Annotated in this window: 7 protein-coding genes and 2 tRNA genes; 7 read left to right on the forward strand and 2 right to left on the reverse strand. The window is 51.3% G+C overall.

Annotated features, from left to right (window positions below):
* The first annotated feature begins 230 nt into the window (after window positions 1-230).
* The gene (locus tag ABD843_RS01350) at window positions 231-1,238 is read left to right on the forward strand and encodes a WD40 repeat domain-containing protein (protein WP_345077358.1); all 1,008 of its coding nucleotides are present in this window, start codon (window positions 231-233) and stop codon (window positions 1,236-1,238) included.
* 79 nt (window positions 1,239-1,317) lie between these two features.
* On the opposite strand, the gene ABD843_RS01355 is transcribed toward ABD843_RS01350, so the two are convergent.
* Window positions 1,318-2,637, reverse strand: coding sequence for a citrate (Si)-synthase, eukaryotic (locus ABD843_RS01355; RefSeq protein ID WP_345077361.1), 1,320 nt, complete (start codon window positions 2,635-2,637; stop codon window positions 1,318-1,320).
* Window positions 2,638-2,859: 222 nt separating this feature from the next.
* Between ABD843_RS01355 and ABD843_RS01360 the strand changes: the two genes are divergently transcribed.
* The 5 genes from ABD843_RS01360 to ABD843_RS01380 all read left to right on the forward strand — a co-directional run bounded on the left by ABD843_RS01360 (window position 2,860) and on the right by ABD843_RS01380 (window position 7,293).
* Window positions 2,860-2,937: transfer RNA gene (locus tag ABD843_RS01360), tRNA-Val, on the forward strand.
* Window positions 2,938-3,083: 146 nt separating this feature from the next.
* Window positions 3,084-3,158: transfer RNA gene (locus tag ABD843_RS01365), tRNA-Val, on the forward strand.
* Window positions 3,159-3,400: 242 nt separating this feature from the next.
* On the forward strand, window positions 3,401-4,438 hold the full coding sequence (locus ABD843_RS01370) for an OmpA family protein (protein ID WP_345077364.1): 1,038 nt from the start codon (window positions 3,401-3,403) through the stop codon (window positions 4,436-4,438).
* A gap of 185 nt (window positions 4,439-4,623) precedes the next feature.
* Entirely contained in the window at window positions 4,624-5,598 is a 975-nt protein-coding gene (locus ABD843_RS01375) for a deoxyhypusine synthase family protein (RefSeq protein WP_345077367.1), read from the forward strand.
* 102 nt (window positions 5,599-5,700) lie between these two features.
* Window positions 5,701-7,293, forward strand: coding sequence for a hypothetical protein (locus ABD843_RS01380; protein WP_345077369.1), 1,593 nt, complete (start codon window positions 5,701-5,703; stop codon window positions 7,291-7,293).
* On the opposite strand, the gene ABD843_RS01385 is transcribed toward ABD843_RS01380, so the two are convergent.
* Window positions 7,294-9,102 carry a cytochrome-c peroxidase gene (locus ABD843_RS01385; RefSeq protein ID WP_345077372.1) on the reverse strand — a complete coding sequence of 603 codons (1,809 nt, stop codon included), beginning with the start codon at window positions 9,100-9,102 and terminating at the stop codon, window positions 7,294-7,296.
* Between the two features lie 158 nt (window positions 9,103-9,260).
* On the opposite strand from ABD843_RS01385, the gene ABD843_RS01390 reads away from it, so the two are divergent.
* Window positions 9,261-14,600 carry a metallophosphoesterase gene (locus ABD843_RS01390; RefSeq protein WP_345077375.1) on the forward strand — a complete coding sequence of 1,780 codons (5,340 nt, stop codon included), beginning with the start codon at window positions 9,261-9,263 and terminating at the stop codon, window positions 14,598-14,600.
* The last annotated feature ends 81 nt before the right edge of the window (window positions 14,601-14,681 follow it).

A 14,681-nucleotide genomic window follows, 5' to 3' on the forward strand; every position in this document is an offset into this window, starting at 1 on the left:
ACAGAAACACTGGATATATACGGAAAGACATTACTGAAGAGTATACCCAGCCCCAAGACCTTAGTGTATTTAAAAGAGATCCGAGTTCGATACCTATAACCTTATCGGATCCTGGTTTAAGACGACAAAGGCCTTTCTTACCCTTATGAAAAAGCCTTTTATACCCAGAGGCGGTCTCCTTCCTACGAGACCGCCTTTTTATTGTGATATAGGGGTAAATTCGCATCATTATGTTCCCCAACAGAAAGATACTGCTGACCCTGGCAGCGTTGATATTTGCCTTTGCCTGTATGGCGCAGGGCGATAGCCGTGTATTATGGACCAACACCTTCGATGAGAATTTCTTCAAGGAGCAGCAGGTGGGCTTCAGCAGCGACAGCAGGTACCTGGCCGTGGGGTATCACAAGGGAAATGTGAGCATTTTCACTACCGACTCGGGGAATGTGGTGCGGAACTACCTGTTGCATACATCGCATGTGTTCTGTACCAAGTTCAGGCCGGGTACCAGTGTGGTGGCCAGCGGAGACAAGGAGGGCAATGTGATACTGTACGACCATGTGGCCGATAAGGTGATAGGCCGCATAAAGGCGCACGAAAAGGCTGTGACGGCCATGTATTTTACAGAAGATGGAAAGATGTTGCTTACCGGTAGCAAGGACAAGACCATAAAAGTGTGGGACGCAGCCACCGGCGCACCATTTTATACCATGGGGTACAGAGGCGCGAATAAAGTACAATCGCTGTATGTGGAAAAGGATGGCACTACCGTAGTGGCAGGTCTCACAAGCCTGTCCAACGGGCTACGCTATTTTGATATGACCACGGGTACAGAGACGGCAAGCCACAGCAGCATAGGCAACCTGGAACACTTTGACGTATCGCCCGATGGTGTGACCATGGCCATAGGCAGCCTGAACAAGGAGGTGTACATCTTCAATATGAAACGACGTGCGCTGGTAGCGAAGTGGGAAGGGCACAAGCGATGGGTGACAGATGTGAGCTACAACAATACAGGCAGGGTACTATTCACGGCAGCGAACGACAACAAGGTATTCGCGTGGCTTACCAACACCATGAAACATATGCCGGTGTTCGAGACAAAAAGAGACCTGAAAATAGTGAAGTGCTCGCCCGATGGAAAGTACCTGGCAGTACTGGGGGTGAACGAAGAACTGACCATGCTGAATGTGGAGGGTATAGAAGAAGAGATAAAGAACTACCGCCCACCTGTGGAATAAAAAAACGGAATAGAATAGGTACGAAAGAAGATCGGCCCCTGTTGCAACAGGGGCCGATCTTCTTTTATGTGCAGGTAGCTTATGCTACTGTTTCGCTTTTTGCAAGGAATTTCTTCACCCACTCGGTAGTGATAGACTTGGGGCGCTCTATAGGGAAGCCCAGGGCGCGGTCCCAGCACAGGCTGGCCAGTACACCCAGCGCACGCGATACGCCGAAGAGTACAGTGTAGAAATCTTCCTCTATCAGGCCATAATGCTTCAGCAGGGCGCCGGAGTGCGCGTCTACGTTGGGCCATGGGTTCTTTATCTTGCCGGTAGCTTCCAGTATGGGTGGCGCTACTTCATACACGTTCCATACGGTCTGTACGGTGGGGTTCTCGGGGCAGTGACGCTTTGCGAACTCCATTTGCGCCGTGAAGCGGGGGTCGGTCTTGCGCAGTACTGCGTGGCCGTAGCCGGGTACTACCTTGCCCTGTGTAAGTGTCTTGTGTATGTAGTCGGCTATCTGTTCTTTAGTAGGGTTGTCTGTGTTCAGCTCGGCGCACATCTCTTCTATCCAGCGTATCACTTCCTGGTTGGCAAGGCCGTGCAGGGGACCTGCGAGGCCGGTCATACCAGCGGCGAACGACATGTAGGGATCGCTGAGGGCAGAGCCTACAAGGTGCGTAGCATGTGCCGATACGTTGCCGCCTTCGTGGTCGGCATGGATGGTGAGGTACAGGCGCATGAGCTCTTTGAAGCTCTCGTCCTCGTAGCCCAGCATGTGAGCGAAGTTGGCGCTCCAGTCCAGCATGCCATCAGGCTGTATGTGTTCGCCGTTCTTGTATTTGCGGCGGTATATGTATGCAGCTACGCGGGGCAGGCGGGCTATGAGCGTCATGGTGTCTTCGTATACATAAGACCAGTGCTCTTTTTTGCTTATGCCTTCGTTGTATGCCTTGGCGAACTTAGACTCTGTTTGCAGGGCCAGCACGGCGGCTGTGAACTGTGTCATGGGGTGTGATGACACCGGGAAAGATTCTATGACATCGAACACATAGTTCGGCACATGTGAGCGGCGGGCCCATGTGGCCGATATGTGGTCCACATTTTCCTGCGATGGTACCTCGCCTATAAGCATGAGGTAGAAAAGGCCCTCAGGCAGCGGTTCGCTTCCACCCTCTGCTTTTGGCAGCTTTTCCCTCAGCTCGGGTATGGAGAAGCCACGGAAACGTATACCTTCATTCGCATCCAGCAGGGAGGTCTCTGTAACGAGGCCTGTGATACCACGCATGCCCTGGTATACCTGGGCCAGGGTCACATCTTCTATCTTTTTGTTGCCGTGCTGCTCTATTATGCTTTTTATCTCTTTGCCTTGAGCGTCTGCTTTCTCCTTAAAGAGGTCTTTAACGTAACCCATATGTGTGGTATTGAAGGTGGAAGTGAATTTTTAATGCTTGCAAAGGTAAGGAAAACAAGCTGCAAAAACAGGGAAAAATATAGCTGATATGCAATACGGAGAATGGGTATGTACAGGGATATTGTGGCCCCGTAGATGCCGGACAAATAGGGCGAAAAAAAATCTGATAACGGGTGTTGGAAGAATGAAAACTGCTCTTACCTTTGCAGTCCTCAAACGGAAGGGAGCATAGCTCAGCTGGTTCAGAGCATCTGCCTTACAAGCAGAGGGTCCGCGGTTCGATCCCGTGTGCTCCCACCAAATAAAAACAAAAGGGTCTCGATATCGAGACCCTTTTTCGTTGTATGATATAATGCCTTGCGCTGCAGGTCTTTATTTTTGCTTTTTCTTCGTCAAGGTATTGTACGGTAAGAAAGCGTGCTTATATTTGCAGTCCTTAAACGGAAGGGAGCATAGCTCAGCTGGTTCAGAGCATCTGCCTTACAAGCAGAGGGTCCGCGGTTCGATTCCGTGTGCTCCCACAGAAATAGAGAACGCAAGCATAACGCTTGCGTTTATTTTGTTTGGACTGATCTCGTCAGTTCGGTTGATGTGCCCTAATAGTTTTATTTGCGCCGCTGCAATTTTCATATTATCTTAGTTTTATTGTATTGCGTTGGGGCTATTCTCATGCCGTAGAAGGTAGTAGTTTTTCTTTCCTGCTATGGTAGTGAACCGGGAAAGGCGAACGACCGTAATGAGGAATTCATTGAACTGAACTGATATGAAAATAATAGAACTGACCTTTGTACTTCTGCTAACTTCTCTATTGACATATGCACAGGAGAATAGAGAAGGTACTGTGACCACCGACTTCAAACAACGCGAGGTGGTACTATACGAGGAGGACTTCGGTGAAGATACGGTGGGGGCATTTCCATCGAAGTTGCAGGTAATGGGAACTTCCAGCTACGATCTGCGCTATGCATATAAAATGTTCCAGGTAGAAAAAGATGGTGAGGGAATGTATTTGAAAATAAATCGCAATGGACGGCCTGTGCTGGAACCATATCCGAAGTATGACCTTAGTGACAGTTTTACAATAGAGATCGAAGTGCTGCTTGAATACTACAACTCCACTATCGCATGCATACTGACCGATGATCTTGACCGGCGAGGGATATATGACTCATTGGACGGCAAGGGGCATTTCGAGTGCGGTATGGCCTATGAAAAATATGGGTCGCTGGCCGATAAGAGAACAAACATCTCCGGCTTTGACCGGAAACTATGGCACCGGCTGGCGATATCCCACCATGGACAGCAAACAAAATATTACGTTGATGATAGCCTGGTATCTATGTTGACCGGGTTCTCGATCAAGGATCTGCATATTTTCATTGTTCCAAAGGGGCCGGTCAAAATACGCCACATTCGCATTGCTAAAGGTCCGGAGGTGATCCCTATTGAAAGGCTGCTATCAGATAAAAAATACACAACACACGCCATCTTGTTCGATGTGGATCGGTCGGAATTCAGACATACAAGTATGGTATTCATCAGCAGACTTGCCGGTTTCCTGAAAAAGAACCCTACAGTAAAACTGGAGATAGATGGACATACGGATAGCGATGGTAATGCCGAAGCCAATATGAAACTTTCGCTGGAACGGGCGAAACAAGTAAGAAAACAATTGATAGCTATGGGTATAGCCGCATCCAGGCTCACTACTAAGGGCCTTGGCGCCTCAGAGCCTATCGACACCAATTCTACGATGGAGGGAAAAGCTAATAACCGGCGGGTGGAGTTTATCAGGCGGTAGCCACTTTTACCCTGATCAAAATATAGAGAGCGAAGTAGATCGGTTACTTCGCTCTCTTTATTTCCGCAATGTTTCTTTTTTGCGACCGATAGGTATAGGCACATATGCCCGATGAGTATGTATAGGGGTTTCCTTGTTTGTGTTGTTTGCAGTACCTTTGCGGCCTGTTATAAAAACAGGTTTACATGAACAAAGGACCGATCTCACAATTCATACAGCACCATTACCGCCACTTCAATGCTGCCGCCCTCGTAGACGCGGCAAAGGGCTATGAGACCCACCTGATGGAGGGTGGCAAGATGCTGGTATCGCTGGCGGGTGCGATGAGCACTGCCGAGCTGGGCATATCGCTGGCGGAAATGATACGCGCCGGAAAGGTGGATATAATAAGCTGCACAGGCGCCAACCTGGAAGAGGATATAATGAACCTGGTAGCGCATACGCACTACAAACGTGTGCCCAACTACCGCGACCTGAGCCCGCAGGAAGAATGGGACCTGCTGGAGCAGGGCTACAACCGCGTAACTGATACCTGTATACCCGAGGAAGAGGCCTTTCGCCGTATACAGCGCCATATACATAAGATATGGAAGGATGCAGAGGAGAAAGGCGAGCGCTACTTTCCGCACGAGTATATGTACAAGCTGCTGCTGAGCGAGGTGATGAAGCCCGACTATGAGATAGACCCCAAGCATAGCTGGATGATAGCTGCCGCCGAAAGGAACCTGCCTATAATAGTACCAGGCTGGGAAGACAGCACTATGGGCAACATATTTGCGTCTTACTGCATAAAGGGCGAACTGAAGCCATCTACCATGAAGAGCGGTATAGAATACATGGTATGGCTGGCCGACTGGTACCGCAATAACTCTGCAGGTAAGGGTGTAGGTTTCTTCCAGATAGGTGGTGGTATAGCCGGCGACTTCCCCATATGCGTGGTGCCTATGATGTACCAGGACCTGGAGTGGCATGATGTGCCATTCTGGAGCTACTTCTGCCAGATAAGCGATAGCACTACATCTTACGGATCGTACAGCGGTGCGGTGCCCAATGAGAAGATAACCTGGGGCAAGCTGGATATAAATACGCCCAAGTTCATAGTAGAAAGCGATGCTACGATAGTGGCCCCACTGATATTTGCCTACCTGCTGGGTTGGTAATGAAAGAAAACAACATTTGCAGAGCGACAGGGTATACCTTGTCGCTCTTTTTTATGTGCCTTTATGAGGCCGTATGGTGTATTTTAGCTGCTTATAAGACATATGCCAAATACGGAGAAGATAGGTAAGGTATTGCTTTGGGCAGGGATAGTGCTATGCCTGCTGCAGGTGTGGCTGCCCCAGTATTACCCCAACTGTGATGGGCCCTGCCATGTATCGAACGCGGCTATAATGAGCGATATGTGGGCCAGCGGGGAAAGTATCTATCACCGCTTCTATACCTTCAACTATGCATCCGACCCCAACTGGCTTACCGAGTTGCTGCTGGTGGCACTGCAATATGCATTCAGCAATGTGGTGGCAGAGAAGGTACTGCTGACCATATATGTGCTGATGATGATGACAGGGGCTATCCGCCTTTTGCGCCAAATGGGCAATAATGCCCCGCTATGGCCACTGGCATTCCTGATGCTTATCTTTCATAATGCCGTGCCGCAGGGGTTTTATAACTTTTCGTTCAGTATAGCCTTTTATATGCTGCTGATGGCCGCATGGCTGTCGTACCTGGAGCGGCGGAGGTGGCAGGGCGCCGTCGTTTATTTCGTATACCTGCTGCTCACCTATTTTTCTCACCCTGTCTCTTTTGTGTTCGGCTGTGTAAGCAGTGTGGCGCTGGGTATGACATATGTGTTATCGGGGCAAATGCCGGCCAGGACGGGTGAGTGGCGAAAGGCGCTGCTGGTGCTGGTATTGTCCATCACTCCATTTGTGCTGATGCTGCAACGCTTTGCCGATAATATGGGCGGGCTGCAGGAGATAAAGATAAAGTTCGCCCCCGGGCGGCTCGGCGATCTGGTGGCGCTCAAGTACCTCATCAACTATTCGCACAAGGAAGAGGATGTACTGATAGGTACAGGTATAGTATTCGCGATATTGCTTTTGCTGGCGGTGGTGTATCGGTGCAGGATAAAGGTCATACACAAATATGATGGTTTTCTGCTCTCATTGCTGTTCGCATTCGCGGTGTTCCTGCTACTGCCCGATTCTATGCTGCATGGTGGCTACTTCGCATTAAGGGCGGGTATCTTCATACTGCTGCTGCTGTGCATTTGCTGTGCCTATATACCACTGCCTGTGCAGATGCAGCGTGGCAGTGCAGTGTTGCTGTATGCGGCCTTCGTAGTGATGTTCCTTATTCGCATGCCCATAGTATATAAGGCATCAGACGCTATCGCAGACCATATGTCGGCAGCAGGGCACATAAAGCCCGGTGCGGTAGTATTGCCCCTGAACTACGATACCTGGGGCCGTGACAGAGAGGGCAAGGTGATATGCAGCCGCAACAATATATTCTGCCACATGGCCCAATACCTTACGGCCATTCCGCACACGCTGGTGCTGGACAACTATGAGGCCAATACGGGCTACTTCCCCCTGAACTGGCGGCCCGAGCTGGATCCCTTTGTACACCTGGCCCGCTGGCCGGGATTGCAGGCCATACCACCCGCTGCGGCCATTGAGGAGTACCGGCAAAAGACAGGCATAGTGGTGAACAATGTGCTGATGATGAACTTTGACCCTGTGTACCGGCAGCATGAGACCGCCAAAGCACTGGTAGCTGAGGTAGAGCGCGACTATCATATAGTGTACACATCGCCCACAGGCAGGACCATCCTCTACGAACGCAACAGATAGTTACCGGGCAGCAGTGGTATCGGTAAGGGTATGCAGGAAGGCTATGATGTCTTTTTTTTCTTTTTTGGTGAGGTGCAGTTTCTCGGCAGGTAGTGTTTGGGTAGGCAGATCTATGCCGCGGCCTGCACCGCCACCATTGTCGTAGAAGTCCAGCACGGCATCGAGGGTGGCGAAGACGCCATTGTGCATATAGGGAGCCGTGAGCGCACTATTGCGCACCGTAGGTGTTTTGAACGAATATCTATGAAAGGGATGCTGCGTAAAGGCTGCCTTGCCCAGGTCATCGTCCAGTGCAGAGCGGGGAGCATCTGTAGCAGGGACGGCCAGTGTTTCGGATTCCGTATCCTGGTAGAGAGGTGGGGTGAGGCCATTGAACAGGGGCGCGTAATGGCAGGTGCCACATTTTGCCTTGCCCATGAAGAGGTTGAACCCATTCCGCTCTGATGCGGTGAGGCTGTCGGTCTCCATACGCATATACTTGTCAAAGCGGGAATCGAGCGCTACAAGGGTGCGTATGTAGGACGATACGGCATTGGCTATGTTATGCTCGCTGATGGGGTGCGCATCGGCGGCATAGGCCTTGCGGAACATGCCGGCATATATACTGTCGGCGGCCAGCCTTGGAACGCTTTGCAGTAGCGAACCGTTCATTTCGTCCGCATTGTGTACCACTGCGCTTAGCTGGCGTTCCAGCACCTTTGCGCGGGAGTCGTAGAACTGTGCCGTTTGCAGGGCCGCGTTCCATAGGGTAGGGGTATTGCGCTGCAATTGTCTTTTGCCCGACAGGTCCATGGGCTTTACCAGCCCATCGGTAAATGCCAGCTCGGGCTTGTGGCACGATGCACAACTGCGGCGGCCATTGCCGGAAAGAATGGGGTCGTAGAAAAGCCTTTTGCCCAGCGCCACCCGTTGCGGAGTAGCAAGCATATCACTGTTCAGCGAGAAAAAATCGGTATTGAAGACGTCCTTTGCAAAGAGGTGGGAGGCATAGGGGGCGATAGGGTATAGCTCATGGGTATTCACATATGCGCGCCCGGCCTGTGCCAGCCATGATGATATGGGGGCGAGGTAGTGGCGTATAAAGGAAAGGCGGTCGAAAGTATTGAAGTCATTATGCGCTGCCAGGTAGCTATCGGCATTTTTAAAGAGTACGTTCCCGGCATTCCATATACTATCTGCCATTTGTTCTTTATAGAACCCGGCTATCTGTTGTATGGAAGAAAGGGTAGCGCGGGCCTCGGGTAATGCATGGTAGGACAGAGGCACATCGAAACCGGTGATACCCATAGATATGACACGGTATGTGCCCAGTCGCAGGGCTGTCCATATCTTATCGTCGGTGAAGTAGTAGATACGGTCGGGGTCGTTGCGGAGCCGGGTAATGGTAACGGTAAGTAGTTTTAGTTCTTTTGCCAATTCCGTTTTATCTATCCTGTCCGCATACAATATGCTCTCTATATGCTGAAAGCCGTGAGGCTTCATAGAGTCGCTGGGGTTCTCTTCGTCTATCCTTAGCAGGTCGGGGCCATTTATGATGCGGGCCTTGTTCATGAGGAATACATCGACGAATAGCTCTATGGCCTTGTAGTGCTGCCTGCAGGTAAAGAACCGCTGCAGCAGCGTGTCCTTAGGCATGCCCGAAACGGCAGCCCTATTAAAGGATGTAAGCGACGACAAGAGCGTATTTAACTGCCTGTCGTAATAGGCGGCCGTTCTTGCCTTGGGGTCGGTAGTGGAGGTAAAAGATAGAAATGCCACTATAGATACAAGTGCAAGCAATATGCCGTAGCGTTTATAATATCTATTCATAGCACATGCCTTTAGGCGATGCGAACTTAGGCGTAAATGCGCTGCGTAATACTGTGGTAATAATTATTTAACGCCGGGCAAAAGACTTAACACACCGGAAATATTACGTTCAGATAGCGGTAATAGTAGCCTTCTACTTTCGGGCAAAATTTCAGAACATGAGGAAACTATACTTACTTGGAACCATTATCCTGGTACACCTGCTGGTGGGTCTTACCGCCCATGCGCAGTCTGTTACCATATTCCCGTTCTCATCGCAGTGGAAGTACCTGGACAACGGCAGCGACCAGGGTACTGCCTGGCGTACCACTTCTTTCAACGATGGTACATGGCTGGCCGATACTGGCACTTTCGGGTATGGCGACCCCGGATGGGTGACCAAATGTTTGAACGCCTGTGGTACGGTATCTTGCGCACCATCGTGCGGCACTAAATATATCACTACCTATTTCCGCAAGACCATCACCATGGCAGATGTATCGATGTTCGACTCCGTACAGTTCAGCATCATGCGCGATGATGGTTTCATACTGTATGTGAACGGCGTGGAAGTGGCCTCTGATAATATGCCTGCACATACACTGACGCCACCCACATCCGGCATCAGCTACCAGACCAAGGCGCCCAATGCTATAGGCGGAGCTGATGAATATACGCCTATCATTCGCAATGTGCCTATATCTGCATTCCAGAACGGCACGAACGTGATAGCGCTGGAGCTGCACCAGAACGATGGTTCCAGCTCGGACCTTACCTTCAATATGCAGGCGAAGGCCTATGCTAGGTCTATCCTGATGCCCTACGGCTCTATCTGGAAATACTATGTGGGCAGCGACCTGGGTACCGCATGGAGGGCATCTTTCTACAGCGACGGATCGTGGACACTGAGCACGGGTGGCCATATGGGCTTTGGCGAAACATGGACAACTACCTGTATACCTGCCGGACCATCGGGCTGTACCGCAGGCTGCATACCGGGCGGTAGCTGCACCAAATATCCTACCAGCTATTTCCGCAGGATCCTTAGTATACCCGATCCCACACTGTATGATTCTGTACGATTCTCGGTATTCAGGGACGATGGTATAGTAATGTATGTGAACGGAAACGAAGTGTGGCGAGACAATATGCCCGCAGCGCCTACGGTGATAAACTATAACACAACTGCACCCAATAATATAAATGGCACCACCGGCCAGTATGCAGAGCAGCAGGCGGTAGTGAGGGCGTTACCTATATCGGCTTTCGCAACGGGCGATAATGTGATAGCCATAGAGCTGCACCAGAACTCGGCAACGAGCTCTGATGCCGACATGAACGTGCAAGTGGCCGGTGTGGTACATGTAGTACCTACCCTGGTGCGTGGTCCCTACCTGCAAATGGGTAGTGATACGGCCTTCACGGTGCGCTGGCGCACGAATGTGGCCTGCAACTCGAAACTGGAGCTGGGTACCAGCACCGGTAACTATAACATAGTGCTGGACGATGCGGCCATGGTGACAGAACATGAAATGCGTGTAAGAGGCCTGAGCCCGAACACTAAATATTATTACCGTTTTGGTACAAGCCTGGAAGTACTGCAGGGCGATACTACCAACTTCTGCGTAACGGCGCCTGCCAGCGGTACATCGCGCAGGGTGACCCTGGCCGCCTATGGCGATTGCGGCCAGAACTCTAACGGCTACCAGACAGGTGCGCTTTCTGCATACAGGGCGTATCTTTCTTCTATAGGCCTCAAAGCCGCGGACATGATGCTGCTGGTAGGTGATAATGCCTACAACTCTGGCACCGATAATGAATACCAGACCGGCTTCTTCAATGCTTACCAGGGCAATATACTGAAGAACCATATGCTGTTCCCTGCACCCGGCAACCATGACTACTATGCAAGCGGTACCGGACAGAACGATAAGAACGTGCCCTATTACAGTATCTTCTCTATGCCGGCAGCAGGCCAGTGCGGCGGTGTGCCATCGGGTACAGAGGCTTATTATTCTTATAACTGGGGAGATGTGCATATACTGTCGCTGGACTCTTATGGCCGTGAGAACGCAGGTACTACGCGTCTGTATGATACCGCGGGTGCGCAGGTGCAGTGGATAAAGGCCGACCTTGCTGCCAATACCAAAAAGTGGGTGATAGCCTACTGGCATCACCCGCCCTATACTATGGGCAGCCATACATCGGATGGTGAGGGAGAGCTGGTGAGCATACGCGAGAACTTCATTCGCATACTGGAGCGTTATGGTGTGGATATGATCATATGTGGCCACAGCCACGACTATGAGCGTTCTTATCTTATGAAAGGTCACTATGGCAATGAGGCATCTTTCAATGTGGCCGCACATGCTGTAGATAATTCGAGCGCCAAATATGACGGCTCGGCCAACTCTTGCCCGTACACAACAACATCGGGCCAGGTGAACCATGGTACTGTATATGTAGTGGCAGGATCGTCGGGTGCAAGTGGCGGTGTACAGGGCGGTTATCCGCACAATGCCATGCCATTCTCTATAAATGATGGCGGTATGTTCTTTGTAGATATCAACAATAATCGCCTGGATGCGAAATTCATACGCAAGGATGGCACGATATGGGATAAGTTCACCATAATGAAGGATGTGAAAGTGAAAGATACCGTAGAGGTATTGCATGGCAGCAGTGTGGACCTTTCGGCATCGTGGGAGGGTAACTATGCATGGGCACCCGGTGTTACCACCCGCACCGTGACCGTTACACCTACGCAGGACTCGCTGGTAGAGGTAAAGGACGATATGTCGGCCACATGCCTTACAGACAAGCATTATGTAGACCTTCTCTGCACCATGCCCGATATAACCTCTATGCCTGCAGACATCATTCGCGAGGGCTGCGACAATATGGTGACCTATGCCATTGCCGATACCGGCAGGCCGGCACCTGCTATCACATATGCATTCACGGGCGCTACCGTTGCTTCGGGCAATGGTACTGGTAGCGGATCGCTGTTCAGCGTAGGCGTGACCACTGTTACCCTAACTGCTACCAACGAATGTGGCAGTACCGGCAAGAGCTTTACCGTTACCATAAAGCCTCTGCCTGTAGTCTACAATATGACAGGCGGCGGCGGCTACTGCCCGGGTGGTACCGGTGTGGAAGTAGGACTGGCCAATACCCAGACCGGTATGACCTACCAACTGTATGATGGCGCTACTGCTATTGGAGCACCCCGTGCAGGTACGGGTGGACCTATATCGTTCGGTACGCTGAGTGTTGTGGCCACTTATTCTGTACTGGCCACAGATGATGCCACGAGCTGCACCAACCGCATGGCGAATACGAAACAGGTATTCATATATACGTCCCCTACGGCACAGACCGTGACCGGCGGTGGCAACTATTGTGCAGGCTCCGGTGGCTCACCCATAGGTCTCGGCAATACCCAGGCAGATGTGAACTACCAGTTGTATGATGGCGCAACGGCCATCGGAGCGCCTCGTGCGGGTACGGGGTCGGCCATAACATTTGGTACGTTCACTACTACAAGCACCTATAGTGTTGTAGCTACAGATATCATAACTACTTGCGTGAACGATATGAGCGGCAGTGCAACAATAGGCATAGACCCATTGCCCGCAGTGTATAATGTGACCGGTGGCGGCAACTACTGTATGGGTGGCGCAGGTATGCCTGTGGGCCTGGACAATAGTGAGACCGGCGTGAACTATTACCTGTACGATGGTAGTATAGCTGTACGCGGACCTGAAGCAGGTACAGGCAGCGCTATCGGTTTTGGCGATCTGACGAATGGAACGACCTATACCGTAGTAGCTACGAATGCTACTACAGGCTGTACCGATGGCATGAACGGCAGCGCTACTGTCATCATCGATCCGCTGCCTGTGGTATATACCATGAGTGCGGGCGGCAATTATTGTAGTGGTGGTACAGGTGTGCCGCTTACACTATCGGGCTCTGAGACCGGTGTGGATTATCAGTTGTACCATGGCACTGCCGCTACAGGCAGTGGCGTAGCAGGTACGGGTACCGTGCTGGATATGGGTACACAACTGGCCGCAGGTACATATACCGTGCTGGCTACGAACACTACTACGAATTGTACCAATTCCATGGCGGGTGCATCTACCATAGGCATCTATGGCCTGCCTACACTGTATGCTATAACAGGCGGTGGCAGCTATTGTGCAGGTGGTACAGGTGTAGCAGTAGGGCTTGGTGGTTCATCGGCAGGTATAGAATACCAGCTCTATAATGGCACCACTGCAATAGGTACACCTGAAATAGGTACAGGCCTGCCGCTGACCTTTGGTGCGCAGACAGATGCCGGCAGCTATAATGTGATAGCTACCGACCTTACCACTTCCTGCGCCAATACCATGAGTGGTGTTGCGGCAATAACTGTCACTCCTGTGGCCGTACCCACGGCTACGGTGGCCATATTCCCCACTGATACTGTATGCGAGGGCACTACTGTGTTCTTCAATGCCCTTGCCGAGAATGGCGGCGCAACGCCCGGCTACGAATGGAAGGTGAACGGCACTACAGTACCCGCAACATTGGCCACATATAGCTATGTGCCTGCCAATGGAGATGTGGTATCTGTGACACTGCACAGCTCGCTGCCTTGTGTCACCGGTTCTACTGTAACTGTTGATACAGCCATTGTTGTAAAGCCGAACGTGATGCCATCGGCTACGCTGGCCGTTACCAGCGACTCGGTATGTAATGGTACGCCTGTATCTTTCTCTGTGACATCGGTGAATGGTGGTTCGGCCCCTGTATACACATGGCTGAAGAACTCCGTGATAGCAGCTACGGGTCTTACGGCCTACTCGTTCACTCCTGTGGATGGTGATGCCGTGGTAGTATCTATGGCCAGCAATGCGCCTTGCCGCCTTGCCGATAATGTATACAGCAACCTGGTGAGTATGCAGGTAGATGATAGCTACATACCTGCGGTTACTATATCGGCCATACCGGGGCAGAACATAGCCCAGGGCCAGCCTGTGACCTTCTCTGCACATGTGGCCGGCGGCGGACCTATACCTACTTACAAATGGGCCATCAACAGCCAGGTACTGGCAGGCGCTACGAATGCTACGTTCACCACAGCAGAACTGTTTGATAAGGACACTGTGATGTGCATGGTAAAAGGCTCGGGCCTTTGCGGACTGGATGGTTTCAATGCCATAGTGATGAATGTGGTATCGAGCGGTGTAGGTACAACAGGTAAGGCAGGCACTATAAGCGTGATACCCAATCCTACTAATGGGGAAGTGACCATAGAAGGAATGACAGGTATGGAAAGTGCCGGGGCCGTGACCATAACAGTGACCAATGTACTGGGACAGGAAGTATGCAGGAAGAATACCACAGCCACTGCGGGCAGGATAAGCGAACGTATATCGCTGGGCAGCCACCTGGCCGATGGTACCTACCTGCTTACAGTAGGTAACGTTGCGGGCAGGCAGGTATTCCATATAATATTGAAACGATAAGGATCAGTAAGTACAATAGAGAACAAAGGTGGCCATGTGCCACCTTTGTTCTTTTAGCCCCTCCCGACCTCTCCCGAGAAG

It is taken from the genome of Nemorincola caseinilytica, assembly GCF_039540515.1.
Taxonomy (GTDB): domain Bacteria; phylum Bacteroidota; class Bacteroidia; order Chitinophagales; family Chitinophagaceae; genus Nemorincola; species Nemorincola caseinilytica.

What these genes read in the sequence shown, in the direction of transcription:
- ABD843_RS01370 (WP_345077364.1), top strand. Translation starts at nt 3,401, where the DNA reads ATGAAAATAATAGAACTGACCTTTGTACTTCTGCTAACTTCTCTATTG.
- ABD843_RS01355 (WP_345077361.1), bottom strand. Translation starts at nt 2,637, where the DNA reads ATGGGTTACGTTAAAGACCTCTTTAAGGAGAAAGCAGACGCTCAAGGC.
- ABD843_RS01390 (WP_345077375.1), top strand. Translation starts at nt 9,261, where the DNA reads ATGAGGAAACTATACTTACTTGGAACCATTATCCTGGTACACCTGCTG.
- ABD843_RS01380 (WP_345077369.1), top strand. Translation starts at nt 5,701, where the DNA reads ATGCCAAATACGGAGAAGATAGGTAAGGTATTGCTTTGGGCAGGGATA.
- ABD843_RS01385 (WP_345077372.1), bottom strand. Translation starts at nt 9,102, where the DNA reads ATGAATAGATATTATAAACGCTACGGCATATTGCTTGCACTTGTATCT.
- ABD843_RS01350 (WP_345077358.1), top strand. Translation starts at nt 231, where the DNA reads ATGTTCCCCAACAGAAAGATACTGCTGACCCTGGCAGCGTTGATATTT.
- ABD843_RS01375 (WP_345077367.1), top strand. Translation starts at nt 4,624, where the DNA reads ATGAACAAAGGACCGATCTCACAATTCATACAGCACCATTACCGCCAC.